This is a genomic window from Flavobacterium sp. LC2016-01 (genome assembly GCF_009711135.1).
Lineage (GTDB): Bacteria > Bacteroidota > Bacteroidia > Flavobacteriales > Flavobacteriaceae > Flavobacterium.
Window position 1 is genome coordinate 271,159 of record NZ_WMIC01000001.1, and the last position, 19,466, is coordinate 290,624.

The window sequence follows — 19,466 nt, forward strand, 5'->3', positions numbered from 1 at the left end:
TTTTTTAATTGTTTTTTTAAAGTTTATACTCAATAGTGGAACAGCAAAACTACAAAAGAAATTTAATTTTCTGCAAAAAATTGCCGTTTTCAAACGGTTAAGTTGCTGAATTAAAGATGTTTCTGTATTTTTCTTACAGTATATACGAAAAAACCTCGTTTTTGGATTTTTTTTGATGAAAATTTTTAAAAGTGTAGAAATCAGACTTTTAAAATTATTAAGAATTCTTTTGTGAAAAAATGAAAGAGTACATAAGTAAGGTAAAAATTAGGCATAAAAAAAACAGCTCAATAACCACAAAGAGCTGTTTGTAAAACAATCACGTTTTTACTAACTATCTAACCTTATACCCTTATGAGAAGTATAACTTTTTTAGCGTACTGCTACGCTGGTATTTTTAGCAGAACCTGCTTTATAAACTGACGAAACAGCTTTTGATGATAAAACTGAGGCATCATCAGTAATTGTAATTTCGTGTCTTACTTTTTTTGTATTGTCTTCAATTTCTAAATAGTAAGTTCCCTCTGGAAACTGTTCTAAATTAAAAGTTCTTAGGATTCCGTCTTTACCTGAAGCGCTTTCGGAGTAAATCAGTTCCCCGTTTTTGTCGTAAATCGCTAAGTTGGCTTTTGTAACCTGATTAAGAGCGAACGTAATTAGTTTTCCATTTCCTTTCAATACGTGAACATTCAAATTGTCATTCCCGTCAATTGCAAAAGCACTGCTTCCTGCAAAAAGTACTGCACATACTAAACTTAATTTTAAAATCTTTTTCATAATCTTAGTTATTAAATTAATAGTTCTAATTCTCTGATGCTAAATTACTCCTGATACTGCTGTTTCTGCACAACTCTATTTGCAGATTTCTATGCTATATTCTCATTTACGAAACCGATATAGGTTAAAGTTTGAATTATATTCGGTGTTTTTGTTAAATTGATTGTTATTTTTTAAAGTTTTTAATCGTCTCAGAATAAGGATTTTCGGTTTGAGAAGAGAAATTGAGAATCTTTAATTCATTATTGCAAAATAGATCAGTGAAAAAAATACCTTGCAAAAAAAAACAGCTTCCTCATTATTAAGAAAGCTGTTTTAAAGAATATAAAATCTAATTTTGTTTTTCAATACAAGCATCATTGTTAACGTGTTGCTACACTTGTATTTTTAGAAAATCCTGATTTGTAAACTGATGAAATTGCTTTTGCTGATAAAACTGTTTTTTCATCAGTAATAATAATTTCATGTTTCACTTTCTTTACATTATCTTCTACTTCTAAATAGTAAGTTCCTTCTGGAAATTCTTCTAAATTAAAAGTTCTTAAAATTCCATCTTTACCAGAAGCACTTTCTGAATAAATTAGAGTTCCATCTTTGTCGTAAATTGATACGTTTGCTTTTTTAACTTGATTAAGCGCAAACGTGATCACTTTACCATTTGTTTTTAATACGTGAACGTTCAAATTATCGTTCCCGTCAATTGCAAAAGCGCTCATTCCTGTGAAAAGCACTGCACACACTAAACTTAATTTTAAATTTTTCATAGCATTCGTTTTTAAATTAATAGATCTAATTCTCTGATGCTAAATTAGTTATGATATATTGCTAATTGCACAACTGCATTTGCTGATTTCGATGCTGTATTCTCATTTACGAAACCGTTATAGGTTAAATTTTAAATTATATTTAATGATTGTGTTAATTAGGTTGTTATTTTTTAAAGTTTTGATGATTTTGGCTTTGCATTGAATTGATGATTTCTTTACAAAAGATCTGTTGATTTTAACCGCAAAGACGCAAATCAAAAAACGCAAAGTTCGCAAAGCTTTTAAAATAAAACCTTGCGAACTTTGCGTAAAACCTTTGCGTCTTTGCGGTTAAAAAAAATCTACGGTTAAATAAAAAACAAAAAAAAACAGCTCAATAACCACAAAGAGCTGTTTCTAAAACCTGACGGTTTTTAAACTTTACTAACTATCTAACCTCATTTTTATACTGTGTTCTAGTATAACTTTTTTAGCGTACTGCTACGCCTGTATTTTTAGCATCTGTTTTGTAAACAGATGAAATTGCTTTTGATGATAAAACGGTAGCATCATCAGTAATTGTAATTTCGTGTCTTACTTTTTTAGCGCTGTCTTCAACTTCTAAATAATAAGTTCCAGCTGGAAATTCTTCTAAACTGAAAGTTCTTAAGATACCATCTTTTCCATATGCGTTTTCAGAATATAATAAAGTACCTGCTTTGTCATAAATAGATAGATTCGCTTTTTTTGTCTGGTTTAAAGCAAACGTTATAAGCTTTCCTTCTCCTTTTAATACATGAAGACCAAATTCTCCGTCTCCATTAATTGCATAAGTATTCAATCCTGATAATAATACTGCAACTACTAAACTTAATTTTAAAATCGTTTTCATATTCTCTATGTTTAAATTATTAGTTCATTTCTCTGATGTAAAATTACTGCAGCAGCAGCTTTTTAAACACAACTCTATTTTCCAATTTATATGCTATATTCTCATTTACGAAACCGATATAGGTTAAAATTTGAATTATTTTAAGTGTTTTTGTTAATTGCGCTAATATTTTTCAATGTTTTGATTAAAACTAAGTTTGTTAAAATCTTCCGGTTTTCTTACAGAAATGCTATATCAATATAAAAAAGCGGTTTTAAATATGATATTTTAAAAAAATCAGGGATAAAAAAATCAGACCCTAAAAAAAAGGCGGTTTACGTATAAAATTAGCAACGATATTTTGCTGATTTTCATGCATAATTCTTATTTACGAAACCGTTATAGGTTAAAATTTGAATTATTTTAGGTGTTTTTGTTAAATTTGCTATTATTTTTTAAAGATATATATCATGAAAACAGTCGCCCCAGCTCTTGAAGTGATATCAAACTCATACGGAAGTTCTTTTACCTACACTAAACATGCCGAAAAGACCAACAGTAAAGCCCATTTATGGCATTATCATCCAGAAATTGAGTTGGTTTATATTAATGGAGGTGCGGGAAAAAGACAAATAGGAAGCCATGTTTCTTATTATACCAATGGAGATTTGATATTAATAGGTGCAAATTTGCCACATTGCGGTTTTACAAATGAACAAACGGGAAATAAAAAAGAAACCGTGATTCATATTAAACCTGAATTTTTAGGAAACGATTTTTTTGTTGCTCCCGAAATGAAAAGGGTGCAGAATATCATTAGTCAGTCAAAAGCCGGAATTGCGTTTAACGGAGAGACTAAAAAACAGATTGGCAAAAAAATCGAAATGATGGAGCACCAGCTTCCTTTTGAGCGCTTGCTGACTCTTTTGAGTATTTTAGATGAATTAGAGGCATCTGAAGAATATACGGTTTTGAACGCTGACGGATTTTCGTTAGAATTACAGACACAGGACAGTGATCGTATGAATTTGGTTTTTAATTATGTGAAAGATCATTTTCAGGAATCAATTGCTATTGACGAGATTTCAAATCTAGTGAGTATGACTACGCCTTCATTTTGCCGTTATTTCAAAAAGATTTCAAATAAAACTTTTACTGAATTTGTGAACGAATATCGTTTGGTTCACGCATCTAAACTTTTGGCCGAAAAGCAAATCAGTATTAATGAAGTTTGTTATGAAAGCGGTTTTAATAATTTCAGTCATTTTAGTAAATCTTTCAAACAATACACTGGTAAAAGCGCATCGCAATACCGTTTGGAACACAAGATTATAATAAGTTAGAATTTTTATATTGCTGGTTAAATAATTTTTTAGCCACGAATTGACGAATTTAATTAGCATAAATTCGTGAATTCGTGGCTATTTCTTTTTTACATAAAAGCGGTCGGATTTTTCATATATTTTATTTTGAAAAAGGTATATTTACATTCCCTAATCAGAAAAAAAACTATATTAAAATGAAGAAATTTAAAATGTTGCTGTCTGTATTTTTGCTTTGCTTGACTACTATGACATATGCAGCAAAAGTTGACACTTTACAAGTTGCCAGTGCCGCTATGGGTAAAACCTATAAAGCTGCGGTAGTTTTACCAAATTCTTATGCTAAAAGCAAGCAAGCTTTTCCAGTTATGTATCTTTTACATGGTGCTTACGGGCATTTTAGCGACTGGTTGAAAAATACACCGAATAAAAAATTAGTTCAGACATTATCTGATCAATACAATATGATTATTGTAATGCCAGAAGGCGAGGTGTTTAGTTTTTACTTAGACAGCCCAGTAAATAAAGAAAGCCAGTTTGAAACTTTTATAACGCAAGAAGTGATTCAGAAAGTAGATAAAACCTACCGAACCATCAGCAATAAAAACGGAAGAGTAATTACGGGACTTTCAATGGGAGGTCATGGTGCTTTGTATCTTTCAGCAAAACATCCCGATTTATTTTGTGCGGCCGGAAGTATGAGCGGTGCAGTAGATATGAGTACGATGCTGAACAGGGATTCGGCAGCTCAAGTTGTAAAATTAATGCAGCCGGTTTTTGGCGATAAAAGCGGCAGTACCGAAATGTACGAGCAATATGCCGTTATGAATATGCTGGATAAAATAAAAGCAAATAAATTGCCTTTAATTATAGATTGCGGTGTTGATGATTTTTTAATTGAGCCAAATAGAGAATTGCACCGAAGATTAGTTTACAATAAAGTAGAACACGATTATACCGAACGTCCTGGCGCACATACTTGGGATTATTGGGAAAATTCACTGCCGTACCATGTATTATTTTTCAACAAAATTTTGCTTAAAAATCAGGTTGTTGCAAAAAAATAATTAGAAATTTCATTCAAAAACCTGTTTAACAAAATTTTTGGTTTGGTTTTTGGAATGCTTTTATAAACTTTAAAAAACAAATATTATGAAAAAGATACTTACCTTATTTGCCGTAGTTGGATTAATTGCATTTTCAAGCTGTGAAGGACCTGAAGGGCCTCCGGGAGAGCCAGGGCCACTTGCTGAAGTTTATGAAGTAAGTAATGTTAATTTTACTGATAATAATGATTATAATCCTATTATCCCTTTAAATCCTGCGATTTTTGATTCTGACATGGTGGTTTTATATAGATTGGCAGGAGTTGATAATGGTCGTGATGTTTGGAAAATGACTCCTGAACTTTATTATTTTGCAGATGGAACATTTAATTTTGGTTATAATTTTAATTTTACTAAAAGTGATGTCAGCATTTATTTAGATGGGAAGGATTTAGGAAGTGTTCAAACTTCTTTCAGGTTGAATCAAATATTTAGAATCGTGATTATTCCGGGATATTTGACTGGAACAGGAAAATCGGTTAATAAACCTGATTTTTCAGATTATGAAGCGGTAATCAAAAAGTATAACATTGATGATACTAAAATCAAAACAATTAAATTATAATTAAATGTAATTTTATAAAAAAAAAAGGAAATCGCAAGATTTCCTTTTTTTTATGACTGTATGTTTATAAAATTATTGTTCAGTTAAATCTGAATCCGTTAATACTTTCTCTTGTCCAAATTTAAGAGAAACTAATACTCCCACTAAAAGTGATAAGGCAATAAATCCTAAAGAAGCCCATTCTGGAACCTGAATCCAATCGTGAAGAATCATTTTTAATCCAACAAATGCTAAAATGGCAACCAAACTATATTCTAAATAACTGAATTTTGCCAACATATTAGCAAGGAAGAAATACATAGAACGCAATCCTAAAATGGCAAAAATATTTGAACTGAATACTAAAAACGGATCTTTAGTAATCGCTAAAATTGCTGGTACGCTATCAACCGCAAATAAAACATCCATTACTTCAATTACAATTAAAGCGACAAATAATGGAGTTGCTGCTTTTCTTGCTGTTTTGGTTGAAATGAAAAATTTTTCCCCATCCATTTCTGATGTAATTGGAATAATTTTTCCTAATGTTTTGTATACGAAAGAATCTTTCGGGTGAAAATCTTCATCTTCGCCAGAAAATAACATTTTTAAGGCAGTAAAGATCAAGAAAGCACCAAACAAATAAGTTGTCCAAGTGAATTTATTGATCAGCATAACTCCGAAGAAAATCATTAAGCCGCGGAAAACAATTGCGCCCAGAATTCCCCAGAATAAAACACGGTGCTGGTATTTTTGCGGAATTTTGAAGGAAGCAAAAATAATTGCGATTACAAAAATATTATCAACACTTAGCGAAAGCTCAATTAAATAACCAGTAATAAACTTCATCGAGGCTGCCATAGGAAGCAGTTTATCTGGGTTTGCAATATAGTCTGTAGTGTACAGCCAATAAATTACTCCAGAAAACAGGAAGGATAAAGTAACCCAGATCAATGTCCATTTACTGGCTTCTTTGGTGCTGATGATATGCGGTGTTTTATTGAAAACGCCCAAATCTAAAGCAAGAATTAAAACAACAGCTATTAAAAACAGAGTCCAGACCATTATGATGATTTTTTAAAGTGATCTACAAAGATAAGTTTTGAAGTTCAACTTTGAAAAATTAATTATAGGAAACTTGCTCTTAAATTTAAGAGATTTTTGTAAAATGCTAGATGTGAAAGGTAAAAAGCATTTCGACTTCGCTCAATGTGACAATCTTATAGTAAACTTCATTAAAGTGATTCCGTCGCTGTCACATGTAGCGAAGTCGAAATGCTTTTGCCATAAAAAAAAGTGCCAGTAATGAAACTGGCACTTTTTAGAATATAAATTAAGCTTTGAATTATAGTGCTGACTTAACAGTTTTGATAATTCTAGCAGCGATTTTGTATGGATCTCCGTTTGAAGCTGGTCTTCTGTCTTCCAACCAACCTTTCCAACCTTTTTGAACAGTCATTAAAGGAATTCTGATAGAACATCCTCTGTCTGAAACTCCATAAGAGAAATCGTGGATAGAAGCAGTTTCGTGTTTACCAGTTAAACGTTGCTCATTGTAAGCTCCGTAAACTGCGATGTGCTCAGCAGTAACAGGACGGAAAGCCTCACAAATTCTTTCGTAAGTAGCTTGGTCTCCACATGTTCTTAACACCTCGTTAGAGAAGTTAGCGTGCATTCCAGAACCATTCCAGTCAGTATCTCCTAGAGGTTTTGGGTGATATTCAATATAGTAACCATATTTTTCAGTCAAACGATCTAATAAGTAACGAGCAACCCAAATTTCGTCTCCAGCTTTTTTAGCACCTTTAGCGAATAATTGGAATTCCCATTGTCCGCAAGCAACCTCTTGGTTAATACCTTCAAAGTTGATTCCAGCAGCGATACATAAATCAGCATGTTCTTCTACTAATTTTCTTCCGTGAGTGTTTTTTCCACCTACAGAGCAGTAGTACATACCTTGTGGAGCAGGATAACCTCCAACTGGGAAACCTAATGGCAATAAAGTTTTAGTGTCCATGATGAAATATTCTTGTTCGAATCCAAACCAAAAATCATCATCTTCATCATCAATAGTAGCTCTTCCGTTAGAAGGGTGTGGTGTTCCATCAGCATACATAACTTCAGACATTACTAAATATCCGTTGATACGAGTTGGATCTGGGTAGATTGCAACAGGAACTAACAAACAGTCAGATGAACCACCTTCAGCTTGTTTTGTTGACGAACCATCAAATGACCAATTTCCAAGTTCTTCTAATGTTCCTTTGAAATTTTCGTGTTCTTCAACTTTAGTTTTACTTCTAAGATTTTGAGTTGGCTCGTATCCATCTAACCAAATGTACTCTAACTTAATTTTAGCCATAATAATATAAATTTATTTTTTTTGTTTTTTCGCTGGGTCAAATATAGATTTATTTTTTTACTCCTAAAAATTAGGGGGCTATTTTGTTTTGCGGAGTATAATTTTTCAGAGAAGCGTAATTTTCGCAGGGGTATATTTTTAAAAAAGCAATTTTTAACCGCTATAAAAAATAAATTCGTAATAATTAAGTACTATTTTTGATTTTATGGGTTAAGAAATTATGAAAAAATGTTTATTTAATAGGGATTATTGCTGTTTTTTGTTACATTTTTGGAATGTGTTTGCTTATTCTCTGAAAAAAGCATGATCTGTTGCGGAATCACAGTTCAAAAATCTAAAACTTATATTCTAAACAGGCATTTTTATTGTTTATATTTGTTCTTCATTTTTCTGTGAAAATTATTACGAATTCTTAAAATTAATATACATGTCAACATTACGTTTTCAAGCTTTAAAAGAAGCTTCTACAAGAAAGCCGGTACACTTTGAAGAAATGGATAGAAAGTCTAATCTATTTGGTTCAAATGTGTTTAATGAAAAAGCAATGAAGCAGTACTTAACTTCAGATGCTTTAAAAGGAGTGCGAGATGCGATTCAGCATGGAACTAAAATAGAAAGAAAACTGGCAGATTATATTGCCATGGGTATGAAAGAATGGGCTTTGGCCAAAGGCGTAACACATTATACACACTGGTTTCAGCCATTAACAGGAACAACTGCTGAGAAACACGATGCTTTTTTTGAAATATCGTATGATGGAAGCGATCCTGTAGAGAAATTTGGCGGTGCACAATTAGTGCAGCAAGAGCCAGATGCATCAAGTTTTCCTAACGGAGGAATCAGAAATACATTTGAAGCAAGAGGTTATACAGCCTGGGATCCTACATCGCCAGCCTTTATATATGGTACAACTTTATGTATCCCGACAGTTTTCATCGCCTATACAGGTGAAGCTTTAGATAATAAAATACCTTTATTAAGAGCATTATCTGCAATTGATGAAGCGGCGACAGAAGTTTGTAAATATTTTGACAAAAACGTAAAAAAGGTAACGGCAACTTTAGGATGGGAGCAGGAATACTTCTTGATTGACAAAGCATTGGCAAATTCCCGCCCTGACTTAGTGATGACTGGAAGAACATTATTAGGGCATACATCTGCAAAAGGACAACAATTAGACGATCATTATTTTGGATCAATTCCAACTCGTGCTCTTACTTATATGAGAGATTTGGAGCAGGAATGTATGTTATTGGGAATTCCGGTAAAAACGCGTCATAATGAAGTTGCGCCAAATCAGTTTGAGCTGGCTCCAATTTTTGAAGAAACAAATCTCGCCGTAGATCATAACTCTTTATTAATGGATGTGATGCAGAGAGTGGCAGAGCGTCATGATTTTAAAGTATTATTCCACGAAAAACCATTTAAAGGTGTAAACGGTTCAGGAAAACACAATAACTGGTCATTAGCAACAGATACAGGAGTTAATTTATTGAGTCCGAGTAAAACGCCAATGAGCAATTTGCAATTCTTGACGTTCTTTATTAATACGATAAAAGCAGTTAACGATTACGAAACGTTGTTAAGAGCTTCGATCGCAACAGCGAGCAATGATCACAGGTTGGGAGCAAATGAGGCACCGCCGGCTATTATTTCAGTTTTCATTGGAGCACAGCTTACAAAAGTATTATCTGAATTAGAAAGCGTAACAACCGGTAAATTATCTCCTGAAGAAAAAACAGATCTTAAATTAAATGTAGTTGGAAAAATTCCAGACGTATTATTAGATAATACAGACAGAAACAGAACTTCGCCATTTGCTTTTACAGGAAATAAATTTGAGTTTAGAGCCGTTGGTTCAAATTCAAACTGTTCAAATGCAATGACAACACTTAATGCAATTGTAGCAAAACAATTAAAAGACTTTAAAAATGAAGTAGAGAACCTGATCGAGTCAAAAGACATGAAAAAGGACGATGCTATTTTTAATGTTTTGAGAGAATACATCAAACAATCGAAAAAGATTCTTTTTGAAGGAGACGGTTACAGCGAGGCCTGGGAAAAAGAAGCAGCAAAAAGAGGTTTGAGTAATTTTAAGACTACTCCAGAAGCTATAAAAGCTAAAGTTTCTAAACAGGCTTTGGATTTATTTGAAGAGCTTGGAATTTTTAATCACGTAGAAGCAGAAGCCCGCTACGAAATTGAATTGGAAGAATACACTAAGAAAATCCAGATTGAAGGAAGGGTTTTAGGAGACATTGCCAGAAACCATGTTATTCCGACAGCAATTCGTTATCAAAATACTTTAATTGAAAATGTAAAAGGCTTAAAAGAAATCTTTGGAAAAGAATTTGAAACGATTGCAAAAGAGCAGATTACTTTAATTAAAGAGATTTCAGGTCATATTGAAGGAATCAATTCTAAAGTATTGGCAATGACAAATGAAAGAAAGAAAGCGAATCAGTTGACAGATGCTCAAAAAATGGCTGAAGTGTATTGTAATAAAGTAAAACCTTATTTTGAAGATATTCGTAATCACTGTGATAAACTAGAATTGTTAGTAGATGATGAAAACTGGACTTTAACAAAGTACCGAGAGTTATTGTTTACCAAATAACGTTTTGTAAACATTTAGTTAAAGCCTGTCTCAAAAAGACAGGCTTTTTTTATGAATATGTTAAAATAAGTGCCTTTATAACTTTTTTTTAACGTCTGTTTAGGAATAAATGTAAATAAATTGCAAGAAATAAGTTTTTTCTTACTAAGTAAAAAATCAAAAATGGCAGTTCATCGAGATAGTTTCACAGTTCATCGAAAACACGTTAAGAACTTGTAAAATACGTATTTATACCTGTTTTGATTTTCGATAAGTTTCCTAATTTTGAAAAAGAAATCAAGAAAGAACCCCATTTTCAGCATAGATTTCACGTAAAAAATCCCAAGTTTTTTTCCCCAAATTACAACCTGCATAATAATTTGTATTAATAACCAATTAAATATATTTATTATGAAAAAAGTAATTCTAAGCATCTCCGCGATGCTGTTTGTAGGTGTTGCCGTGGCACAAAACACTAGTAATGTTGACCAAGATGGTTTTTTAAATGGAGCATTAGTTGTTCAAGTTGGATCAAATGATTCAGATGTTCACCAAGATGGTATTTTAAATTCTGCATCTGTTCTTCAAATAGGTGTTGATAACTCATCAACTATTGATCAATTAGGTATTGCAAACTCTGCTTCAGTTACACAAATTGGATGGGGAAATACTTCTGATATTGACCAAGGTCCACTATTAGGAAATAGTGCTACAGTTTTTCAATTTGGAATTGGCAATGATGCTGATCTAACACAAATCGGATTCTTTAATAGTTCTAGTGCAGTTCAAGTAGGTTGGGGCAACGATGCGGATGCTTATCAATTTGGCTTCGGCAACGTATCTGAAACTTATCAAGAAGGATTATTCAATTCAGCTTCAACAATTCAACTTGGAATTGGAAACTATTCTAGTATTGATCAATACGGAGTTGCTAACTATGCTTTGACAGCACAATTAGGATGGGGAAATGCTAGTACTGTTACTCAAGCTGGGTTCTTAAATGGCAGCGTAGTGCTACAAGCAAACTAAAAAAAACCAAGAAAAGGAAGGACTCGATATAATCAGTTCTTCCTTTTTTTATTATTTCAAAAATTATGAAAGCTATTGTAATCTTATTTTTTCTTTTTACAGGAATTGTATTCTCACAATCAATTGACGGGAATATAAGTGATTATGCTATAGCCATGAATGAATCAAACAATCGCAATCAAAATCAGAATCAGAATACAAACCAATATATTATAAGTCATAATATAGTCAAAATCGCTCAAATTGGCAATTACAATCAAGCCAATTTAACCATCATCAGTAATAATGCTAATGTAACTGCACAGCAAACTGGTAACAATAACTACATGAATGTCTACAAAAAAGCAGACGAAATAAACCAATCCTATATACAGTCCGGTAATAATAATTATATAAGTGATATTTCATCATACTCCCGCGGAGCTGAACAAATGAAAGTCAATCAAGAAGGCAATAATTTAACGATTTTCAGTACTGGATCAAATTCAATATCCAAAGATATGATCATCAATCAGTCTGGAAATTCTGGTGTCATTTACGTATTCAATCGTTAAGATCATGAAAAAGTATTTAAACATAATCGTTGCATTTGTTCTTATTTTTTTTTCTGAAAACGGATTTTCGCAAACCGAGTACAATAAAGAGGTAAAAGCGAAAATTGAAGTTAAGGAAATCGAGAATTTATTATTTATAACTGGAACTGCAGAAAATTTAAAATCAGAGTTTAAGAATATTTCATATAAGTTAAGCGTATTCAAGAAAAACAAATCAAATTCAAATAAATCAACTAATGCCCAAGACGGAAGAGTAACATTAGAACCCATTCAAAAAGTAGAATTATCCAAAACGCAGGTAAATTATACCAAACAGGATGAAGTAATTGTAATGTTGTTGATTTATGATGAAAGTAATGCAATAATAGGCAAAGACCGAATTGTTTTTAATGAAGAAACACAATCAGACGCAGAAAAATCTGTTCCTGTTGACGGTATCGAAATGGTTGGAATTGTAGCCAATGATACCAAAACAAAATTAGGAAATGATTTTTATGATATGTTTTATTCTCAATATTCTAAACTAAAAGTTCATACTACTAAAATTGTAACCGTTCAAGAAGAATTGACTTTTGGACGCACAACAAAAATTACAATATTAGTTGACAGTGATATTATAGAGGAGTTTATTTCACGTCCTGAAGAAGATTTTTTAAAATACATGGCAGAATCAGCCGCTTCAAAATTATTCAAGTATTTTAAAGATCAGGAAAAGCAAAGTAAAATGATCACTCAATATTGAATTTTACAATTGAGGGTCTTTTTTTCGATAAAGAGTTTACTATTTAATGTTCAAAATAATAAAAAAGTATCTATATGAAAACTATAGCGTTACTCGTTTGCTTATTTGGTTTTAGCACTATATCAATAGCTCAAAACCTGGCGTATAAACCGGCAAATCCAAATTTTGGAGGAGAAACTTTCAACTATCCTTGGCTGTTAAGTTCGGCTCAGGCTCAGAATGATTATAAGGAAGACACGACTTCGGCGTATAAACAGCAGACCGATTTGGAGCGTTTTAAAAGTAATTTGAATAATCAATTACTTAACAGACTTTCGAATTCCTTATTTGGCAATCAATTCGGATCAACCACTGGAGTTGCGGGTACAGGAACGGGCACCGGGACTGGTACAGGCACAGGCACCGGAAATGGCACTCTTAGTCCGGGAACTTATGTATTTGGAACTTTGTCAATTGATATATATCACTCTAACTTAGGATTAGTAGTGGATGTACTTGATACAGATACTGGTGAGCAGACACAAGTGATTTTGCCAGGTCAATAAGATTTAAAATTTAGAGATAGTTAGGTTCATGTATTATTGTAAATAATTAAGATTATGAATAAAAGTCCCCTTTTTCTATTTTTGTTAATTTGCCTATTCTCAGGATGTGGAGCATATTTTAATCAGCCTGCTGGGGTTCAAAAAGCGGTTTTCGGAGAAAATACTCCTGCAACTGCTAAATTGGTAGAAATGCCAAAACCAAAAGAACAGGTAGTTGTAGGTGTTTATAAATTTAAGGACCAGACAGGTCAATACAAGCCAACCGAATTAGGGAGTACCTTTAGTACAGCTGTTACACAAGGAGCAACGTCAATTTTAATTAAAGCACTTCAAGATTCAAAATGGTTTATACCTATTGAACGTGAAAATTTAGGAAACCTTTTGAATGAGCGAAATATTATTCGTTCAACTCGTCAGGAATATGCATCAAAAACAGAACCTAATGAGGCCGTCTTGACACCTCTTTTGTTCGCAGGAGTTTTGCTCGAAGGTGGGATTATTTCTTATGATACCAATATTATTACCGGAGGTTTTGGTGCGAGATATTTTGGAGCTGGAGGGTCAACACAATATAGACAAGACCGAGTTACTGTTTATTTAAGATTAGTTTCTACTTCAAATGGAAAAATTTTAAATACAGTTTACGTTTCTAAAACTATTTTATCACAAAGTATTGACGCAAGTTTGTTTAGATACGTTAATTTAAACCGACTACTCGAAGTTGAAACTGGTTTTACTAGAAATGAACCAATTCAGATGGCCGTTACAGAAGCAATTGAAAAAGCGGTTGAAGGGCTTATCGTAGACGGAATCAAAGATAAACTTTGGGTAGTAGACGCTCCGCAAAAACAAATTGACGATTTTGTAGCAGAATACGATAAAGAAAAAGACGAAGCCGATTTAGCACAGTTATATAATAGAAACTTAAGCGAAAACAGAAGAGCCCGATTTGGAATTGAAGTCGTGGGAGGAACAACCCTAATGCAGGGCGATTATCCAAATCCTGAGCCTATGCCAATGATAAGAGGAGCCGTGAAATTCTTTTTCTCACCAACATTTAACTTAAGTGCTTCATCAAATGCATTTCAAGTGGCAAATAAAAATTATATGGATCTCGGTTATCTCTCTTTAGATTTAAATCTGGAATGTATCGTATTGCCCCGGGACGTATTTTCTCCTTTCGTTTTTGCAGGAACAGGATTTGAATTCGATCATCATCGCGAAAATTTCCATGCCAAAGTTCAGGCTGGGGCAGGAATCGAATATCTTGTTTCGCCACATGTAGGGCTCAAATTATACGGTGAATTTAATGCCGCTTTTAGCGATAATGTCGATCATAAGATAGCCGGAGTCCGGGACGATTATTTCTACCGATTTGGTTTTGGAATGACATATTATTTCCCGAAGAACATTAATTACAAGAAAAAATAGGCAGCCTTTCAATCTTTAATAACTAATGATTAAAGGATTAAGTTCAATATAAGTTTAATATAATTCAGTCTCAAATGAAAATAGGATTAAAAATTTTGGCGTGCTTTATTCTTTTAATTTCTTGTAGTGAAGAACAGCTTGACGAAGCAGGAACAGGATCAATAAAAGGAAGAGTTGTTGATGTTCGAACCTACACAGGAATCGAAAACGCGCGCGTGTCGTCCAGTCCAACAACAAGCACTGTTTATACAGATAAAGATGGATACTTTAAAATCGATAAAGTACCAGGTGGTAAATATGCTTTTCAGGCTCAAAAAGATGGCTTTATTGCCAGATTTGTACCCGCTACAATTGAAAAAGATATTGAAATTGAAGTTATTTTTGAGTTAGAAGTGTCAACGGCTACTAATAAACCGCCAGAAATTCCGGTGCTTACAGCTCCTGTAGATAATGCTGTTGGTCAGGCTTTAAGCCTGAATCTGACCTGGACAGCCAAAGATCCAGAAGGAGATCCGCTTACCTATACAGTTACAGTAAAAAACGGAACTACAGACGAAGTCAAAACGTATGCTGATCTTAAAACAACAACTTTAGCGATTAAAGATTTAAGTTATAGTACCAAATATTATTGGCAGGTAAGTGTAAATGACGGAATCAATAAGCCTATAAATAGTGCGACAAGTTCGTTTAGAACGTTGGCTTTCCCAAATCCGAGATACATGTACGTTAAAAAAATAAAAAACAATAACGTCATTTTTACAGCTGATGATGCAGGAAATGAACTCCAATTGTCTTCTGCTGAAGTAAACAGTTATCGTCCAAGAAAAAATCTGAGCATTAATAGAATTGCTTATATTAGTTCTGACGGATCTTTGAATCAAATTTTCAGCATGAATCCTGATGGTACCGATGTGAGAAAAATTACAAATTTTGTACCTATTGCAGGTTTTAATATGGATAATGTGAGTTATTCATGGAGCACAAACGGAAGCCAATTAATTTATCCGAATTTTGATAAACTCTATCGTATAAATGCTGATGGATCTGGATTGCTGCAGTTGTTTAAAACACCAAACGGGAAATTTATTTCTGAATGCGAATGGAGCCGTGATGGAAGCCAGATCATCTTAAAAGTAAATGATGTTTCAGGATACAGCGTCGAAATTTATGCAATAGATATGAGCGGAAATGTTTTATATACAGTGCTTTCAGGAGTGACTGGAGGTGCAAGCGGAATCGATATTTCGATTGACAATAAGAGCGTTGTATATACCCGAGATGTATCCGGATTTGAAAATGCAGATTACAGACGATTAGATTCTCGAATATTCATCTATACGGTAGCGACAAATACATCGGCTGAATTAGCATCAAATAAAGAAAATGGATTCAATGATCTTGATGTGAAATTTTCACCAAATGAAGCAAAAGTTATTTTTGTAAATACATCCAATGATGGATTGTCGGCCAAAAATATTCAAACCGTCAGTTTATCATCAGACAGTAGCGGCACTAGTACAAGAACAACCTTGTTCCAGAATGCCTCAATGCCAGACTGGAAATAATATATCAGAATTTTCGAATAATTTGAATTCAAAAAACCGGCAGTGTTCTCATTGTCGGTTTTTTTTTGAAACATTAGTTCGTAAAATTAGGATAGTAAGTCCGAATAAAATCTAATTTTAAATTGGCGAGCAACCAAAGAATTAAAAAAACTGGTTATCTTTGCAGCACATCAACACAAACTAAGTTTCATGAGTTCAGATTCTAGCAAAAGGTACGCACAAAGAGGTGTTTCGGCATCAAAGGAAGACGTACACAACGCCATAAAAAACATCGATAAAGGTTTATTTCCACAAGCATTTTGTAAAATTGTTCCTGATTATCTTACCCAAGATTCAGAACATTGCTTAATTATGCATGCTGACGGCGCTGGTACAAAATCGTCATTAGCGTATATGTATTGGAAAGAAACTGGCGATCTTTCGGTTTGGAAAGGAATTGCTCAAGATGCTTTAATCATGAATATTGATGATTTATTATGTGTTGGAGCAACAGATAATATTTTGCTTTCATCAACAATCGGAAGAAATAAAAATTTAATTCCTGCCGATGTTATTTCTGCAATTATTAATGGAACAGAAGAATTAATCAACGAATTAAAATCTTTTGGAGTAACAATTCATTCAACAGGAGGAGAAACTGCCGATGTTGGAGATGTTGTACGTACAATTATTGTTGACTCTACTGTAACGGCAAGAATGAAACGTTCTGATGTTGTAGATAATGCAAATATCAAAGCTGGAGACGTAATTGTTGGTTTGGCTTCTTTTGGTCAGGCATCTTATGAAAAAGGCTATAATGGCGGAATGGGAAGCAACGGATTAACATCTGCGCGTCATGATGTTTTCGGGAAATATTTGGCTAAAAAATATCCGGAAAGTTACGATGCAGCCGTTCCCGAAGAACTAATTTATTCAGGTCAGGTAAATTTAACTGATGAGGTAGAAAACAGTCCAATAAATGCTGGTCAATTAGTGCTTTCGCCAACAAGAACTTACGCGCCAATTATCAAGAAAATTTTAGATAAATATACTCCAGCAGATATCCACGGAATGGTACATTGCAGCGGAGGAGCACAAACTAAAATCCTTCATTTCGTTCAAAATTTACACATTATAAAAGACAATTTATTTCCAGTGCCGCCATTGTTCAAGTTAATTCAAGAGCAATCAAAAACGGATTGGAAAGAAATGTATCAGGTTTTCAACTGTGGTCACCGTATGGAGATTTATGTTCCAGAAAACATCGCACAAGATATTATCGAAATTTCAAAATCATTCAATGTTGACGCACAAATCGTAGGAAGAGTAGAAGCAGCAGATGCTAAAAAGCTGACTATTACCAGCGAGTACGGAACATTTGAATATTAAAATAATTCACCATATAATGTAGAGGCGCACAGCAGTGCGTCTTACTCGATGTCAGACGCACTGCTGTGCGCCTCTACAATTTATAAAACACTTCATTATGTACGAACTTCTTTTTTGGAGATATTTAGATGAAATTTACCTGAACAATCAGGAAGTTTATGAAGCTCTTATTGAGAAAGAAGAAATGCAAGGACTTGCAGTTCTTCCGGTTGACGTAATCATTAACCGAATCAATTCTGTATTTTCAAAATGGGAAAGAGTCGACGAAAACAGTTGGAAAAATAATGCCGGAAAAGGCGCTTTTCAAGTGATTACAACACCACAAAGTATAAAAATTGATTGTTATGGCACCGAAGGAAAAACGATGAATCAATTGCTTTCGGTAATGGAAGAATTCAAATGTCCGCTTTACGATCCTCAAGTTCCAGAGCGTTACGATGAAATGAGCGAATAATTTTTTTAAAGAAATTATGGACTCTAGAAAAATAATAGCAGAAAAGTAAAGTCCCTAACGGGGCTTTTCTTATGACCAAAACATTTAATAACCAAAAAAAGAATTATGAATAAAACATCAAATTTCAATTTCACCGATACTATTATTTTAGAGGACGATTTCGTTTTGTTGCGCCCGCTTCAAGAATCAGATGTAGAAAATTTATTGGATATTTCTATCAACGAACCAGAAACTTGGAAGTATTCATTAGTTGGCGCAGAAGGAAAAGAAAATTTGATCAATTATATTCAGCAGGCAGTTAAAGCCAGAGAAGACAAGAAAGAATTTCCTTTTATCGTTTTTGATAAAAAATCTCAAAAATATGCAGGTTCAACACGTTTTTATGATATCAATTTTGATTTTAAAACTTTACAATTGGGATATACTTGGTATGGCTCGGCATTTAGAGGAACTGGTTTAAACAAACACTGCAAATTTTTACTGCTTCAGTTTGCCTTTGAAACACTTGGATTAGAAAGAGTTGAGTTTCGCGCTGATAATAATAACGAAAGAAGTATAGCAGCGATGAAAAGCATTGGCTGTAAAGTCGAAGGAGTTTTAAGAAGTAACATGCCAACAAGAGACAATAATCTCCGACGTGATTCAATAGTTTTAAGCATTCTTAAAAATGAATGGTTTGATGAGGTAAAAGAAAACCTAAAAAGGAAATTACAATAAAAAAGAGCAAAGCGAAAAAGAGCCAGCGGCTCGAACCATATTGTAGGGCTGGACTTCAGTCCAGTCTAAAGAGAAATAAGAAATAATAAAAAGCTAGATTTCGATCCTGCGAAGATTAATCCTCTATTGCATCTCAACCGTTTTTTTAACAATTGCTATTTTGGAATTATAGTTTTGGAACTTAATAGATCATACAATTTTTTGTTGTCGTTTGATAATGTTGACCAACTTTGTATGGATGAGTATTTGCATAAAATACTTGTATTGCAGTAACTAATTTCAATTGTTATATTTTCACCTGCGCCACAAGTCAGATGTGTAGTGGCAAGAGCAGGAGCTTTTATGATTTGATATGCATATTTTGCTAAGCTGTCAAGTTCTTTCTTAGTGAAATTTAATTTCTTTTGAATTTTTTTGTCTTTTCCGTTCTTTTGCTTAATCCATTCTTCTGAAAAAGCATCATCATAAGTTACATAAATATTTTTTCTTTTTGATTCAAAAATAATACTGCAATAATCTTTCAATTTTGCATCTGCATTCTCTTTTTTTTGAGAACAAGATTGAGTTATAATGAATACTATAATTGTTGAAGCTAATGCTATATATTTTTTCATGAAATGCAATATTTTTATATTTCAAAGATATTTAAAAGCTTTTTAGAAGGATATAATTTATTTTTTTTAAAAGCATATTTTGTTGTATTTTTCTAAACTAAAAACACAGGTAAATCGTTTTAG

General features: G+C 33.1%; 19 protein-coding genes. 13 read left to right on the top strand and 6 right to left on the bottom strand.

Going from position 1 to position 19,466, the window contains the following annotated elements:
• Window positions 1-372: 372 nt before the first annotated feature.
• From GKZ88_RS01250 to GKZ88_RS01260, 3 genes are all read right to left on the bottom strand, one after another.
• Window positions 373-777, bottom strand: a complete 405-nt coding sequence (locus GKZ88_RS01250) for a T9SS type A sorting domain-containing protein (protein WP_155100588.1) — start codon at window positions 775-777, stop codon at window positions 373-375.
• A gap of 362 nt (window positions 778-1,139) precedes the next feature.
• A complete protein-coding gene (locus GKZ88_RS01255; protein ID WP_155100589.1) occupies window positions 1,140-1,541 on the bottom strand; it encodes a T9SS type A sorting domain-containing protein in 402 nt (133 codons plus the stop codon).
• A gap of 472 nt (window positions 1,542-2,013) precedes the next feature.
• A complete protein-coding gene (locus GKZ88_RS01260) occupies window positions 2,014-2,415 on the bottom strand; it encodes a secretion protein (RefSeq protein ID WP_155100590.1) in 402 nt (133 codons plus the stop codon).
• Between the two features lie 449 nt (window positions 2,416-2,864).
• Here GKZ88_RS01260 and GKZ88_RS01265 point away from each other — a divergent pair, with 449 nt between their 5' ends.
• The 3 genes from GKZ88_RS01265 to GKZ88_RS01275 all read left to right on the top strand — a co-directional run bounded on the left by GKZ88_RS01265 (window position 2,865) and on the right by GKZ88_RS01275 (window position 5,387).
• Complete coding sequence (locus GKZ88_RS01265; RefSeq protein WP_155100591.1) at window positions 2,865-3,737, top strand: AraC family transcriptional regulator; 873 nt, start codon at window positions 2,865-2,867, stop codon at window positions 3,735-3,737.
• Between the two features lie 176 nt (window positions 3,738-3,913).
• Window positions 3,914-4,783 (top strand): alpha/beta hydrolase family protein, encoded by an 870-nt coding sequence (locus tag GKZ88_RS01270; RefSeq protein WP_155100592.1) that lies wholly within the window; start codon window positions 3,914-3,916, stop codon window positions 4,781-4,783.
• Between the two features lie 85 nt (window positions 4,784-4,868).
• Entirely contained in the window at window positions 4,869-5,387 is a 519-nt protein-coding gene (locus GKZ88_RS01275) for a hypothetical protein (protein WP_155100593.1), read from the top strand.
• Window positions 5,388-5,459: 72 nt separating this feature from the next.
• Here GKZ88_RS01275 and GKZ88_RS01280 read toward each other — a convergent pair whose 3' ends face one another.
• A complete protein-coding gene (locus tag GKZ88_RS01280; protein ID WP_347343850.1) occupies window positions 5,460-6,434 on the bottom strand; it encodes a TerC family protein in 975 nt (324 codons plus the stop codon).
• Window positions 6,435-6,711: 277 nt separating this feature from the next.
• Window positions 6,712-7,728: a glutamine synthetase beta-grasp domain-containing protein gene (locus GKZ88_RS01285; RefSeq protein ID WP_073482767.1), complete on the bottom strand. Its 1,017-nt coding sequence runs from the start codon at window positions 7,726-7,728 to the stop codon at window positions 6,712-6,714.
• 427 nt (window positions 7,729-8,155) lie between these two features.
• On the opposite strand from GKZ88_RS01285, the gene GKZ88_RS01290 reads away from it, so the two are divergent.
• From GKZ88_RS01290 to GKZ88_RS01335, 10 genes are all read left to right on the top strand, one after another.
• Window positions 8,156-10,345: a glutamine synthetase III gene (locus tag GKZ88_RS01290; protein WP_155100595.1), complete on the top strand. Its 2,190-nt coding sequence runs from the start codon at window positions 8,156-8,158 to the stop codon at window positions 10,343-10,345.
• A gap of 420 nt (window positions 10,346-10,765) precedes the next feature.
• Window positions 10,766-11,353, top strand: coding sequence for a hypothetical protein (locus GKZ88_RS01295; RefSeq protein WP_196216436.1), 588 nt, complete (start codon window positions 10,766-10,768; stop codon window positions 11,351-11,353).
• Between the two features lie 65 nt (window positions 11,354-11,418).
• Window positions 11,419-11,907, top strand: coding sequence for a hypothetical protein (locus GKZ88_RS01300; protein ID WP_155100597.1), 489 nt, complete (start codon window positions 11,419-11,421; stop codon window positions 11,905-11,907).
• A 4-nt stretch (window positions 11,908-11,911) separates the two neighbouring features.
• Window positions 11,912-12,649, top strand: a complete 738-nt coding sequence (locus GKZ88_RS01305) for a CsgE family curli-type amyloid fiber assembly protein (RefSeq protein WP_155100598.1) — start codon at window positions 11,912-11,914, stop codon at window positions 12,647-12,649.
• A 74-nt stretch (window positions 12,650-12,723) separates the two neighbouring features.
• Window positions 12,724-13,194 carry a curli assembly protein CsgF gene (locus tag GKZ88_RS01310; protein WP_155100599.1) on the top strand — a complete coding sequence of 157 codons (471 nt, stop codon included), beginning with the start codon at window positions 12,724-12,726 and terminating at the stop codon, window positions 13,192-13,194.
• Window positions 13,195-13,248: 54 nt separating this feature from the next.
• Window positions 13,249-14,625 (top strand): CsgG/HfaB family protein, encoded by a 1,377-nt coding sequence (locus GKZ88_RS01315; protein ID WP_155100600.1) that lies wholly within the window; start codon window positions 13,249-13,251, stop codon window positions 14,623-14,625.
• A 74-nt stretch (window positions 14,626-14,699) separates the two neighbouring features.
• Window positions 14,700-16,190, top strand: coding sequence for a carboxypeptidase regulatory-like domain-containing protein (locus GKZ88_RS01320; RefSeq protein WP_155100601.1), 1,491 nt, complete (start codon window positions 14,700-14,702; stop codon window positions 16,188-16,190).
• A 189-nt stretch (window positions 16,191-16,379) separates the two neighbouring features.
• Window positions 16,380-17,558 carry an AIR synthase related protein gene (locus GKZ88_RS01325; protein ID WP_155100602.1) on the top strand — a complete coding sequence of 393 codons (1,179 nt, stop codon included), beginning with the start codon at window positions 16,380-16,382 and terminating at the stop codon, window positions 17,556-17,558.
• Between the two features lie 97 nt (window positions 17,559-17,655).
• Window positions 17,656-18,012 carry a hypothetical protein gene (locus tag GKZ88_RS01330; protein WP_155100603.1) on the top strand — a complete coding sequence of 119 codons (357 nt, stop codon included), beginning with the start codon at window positions 17,656-17,658 and terminating at the stop codon, window positions 18,010-18,012.
• 105 nt (window positions 18,013-18,117) lie between these two features.
• A complete protein-coding gene (locus GKZ88_RS01335; protein ID WP_155100604.1) occupies window positions 18,118-18,729 on the top strand; it encodes a GNAT family protein in 612 nt (203 codons plus the stop codon).
• 155 nt (window positions 18,730-18,884) lie between these two features.
• On the opposite strand, the gene GKZ88_RS01340 is transcribed toward GKZ88_RS01335, so the two are convergent.
• Complete coding sequence (locus GKZ88_RS01340) at window positions 18,885-19,343, bottom strand: hypothetical protein (RefSeq protein WP_155100605.1); 459 nt, start codon at window positions 19,341-19,343, stop codon at window positions 18,885-18,887.
• Window positions 19,344-19,466: the final 123 nt, after the last annotated feature.

Excerpts from the sequence above, each read along its gene's own strand:
- GKZ88_RS01315 (WP_155100600.1), top strand. The coding sequence starts at position 13,249 with ATGAATAAAAGTCCCCTTTTTCTATTTTTGTTAATTTGCCTATTCTCA.
- GKZ88_RS01310 (WP_155100599.1), top strand. The coding sequence starts at position 12,724 with ATGAAAACTATAGCGTTACTCGTTTGCTTATTTGGTTTTAGCACTATA.
- GKZ88_RS01275 (WP_155100593.1), top strand. The coding sequence starts at position 4,869 with ATGAAAAAGATACTTACCTTATTTGCCGTAGTTGGATTAATTGCATTT.
- GKZ88_RS01265 (WP_155100591.1), top strand. The coding sequence starts at position 2,865 with ATGAAAACAGTCGCCCCAGCTCTTGAAGTGATATCAAACTCATACGGA.
- GKZ88_RS01320 (WP_155100601.1), top strand. The coding sequence starts at position 14,700 with ATGAAAATAGGATTAAAAATTTTGGCGTGCTTTATTCTTTTAATTTCT.
- GKZ88_RS01250 (WP_155100588.1), bottom strand. The coding sequence starts at position 777 with ATGAAAAAGATTTTAAAATTAAGTTTAGTATGTGCAGTACTTTTTGCA.
- GKZ88_RS01305 (WP_155100598.1), top strand. The coding sequence starts at position 11,912 with ATGAAAAAGTATTTAAACATAATCGTTGCATTTGTTCTTATTTTTTTT.
- GKZ88_RS01300 (WP_155100597.1), top strand. The coding sequence starts at position 11,419 with ATGAAAGCTATTGTAATCTTATTTTTTCTTTTTACAGGAATTGTATTC.
- GKZ88_RS01335 (WP_155100604.1), top strand. The coding sequence starts at position 18,118 with ATGAATAAAACATCAAATTTCAATTTCACCGATACTATTATTTTAGAG.
- GKZ88_RS01295 (WP_196216436.1), top strand. The coding sequence starts at position 10,766 with ATGCTGTTTGTAGGTGTTGCCGTGGCACAAAACACTAGTAATGTTGAC.
- GKZ88_RS01260 (WP_155100590.1), bottom strand. The coding sequence starts at position 2,415 with ATGAAAACGATTTTAAAATTAAGTTTAGTAGTTGCAGTATTATTATCA.
- GKZ88_RS01290 (WP_155100595.1), top strand. The coding sequence starts at position 8,156 with ATGTCAACATTACGTTTTCAAGCTTTAAAAGAAGCTTCTACAAGAAAG.
- GKZ88_RS01325 (WP_155100602.1), top strand. The coding sequence starts at position 16,380 with ATGAGTTCAGATTCTAGCAAAAGGTACGCACAAAGAGGTGTTTCGGCA.
- GKZ88_RS01270 (WP_155100592.1), top strand. The coding sequence starts at position 3,914 with ATGAAGAAATTTAAAATGTTGCTGTCTGTATTTTTGCTTTGCTTGACT.
- GKZ88_RS01255 (WP_155100589.1), bottom strand. The coding sequence starts at position 1,541 with ATGAAAAATTTAAAATTAAGTTTAGTGTGTGCAGTGCTTTTCACAGGA.
- GKZ88_RS01330 (WP_155100603.1), top strand. The coding sequence starts at position 17,656 with ATGTACGAACTTCTTTTTTGGAGATATTTAGATGAAATTTACCTGAAC.
- GKZ88_RS01340 (WP_155100605.1), bottom strand. The coding sequence starts at position 19,343 with ATGAAAAAATATATAGCATTAGCTTCAACAATTATAGTATTCATTATA.
- GKZ88_RS01285 (WP_073482767.1), bottom strand. The coding sequence starts at position 7,728 with ATGGCTAAAATTAAGTTAGAGTACATTTGGTTAGATGGATACGAGCCA.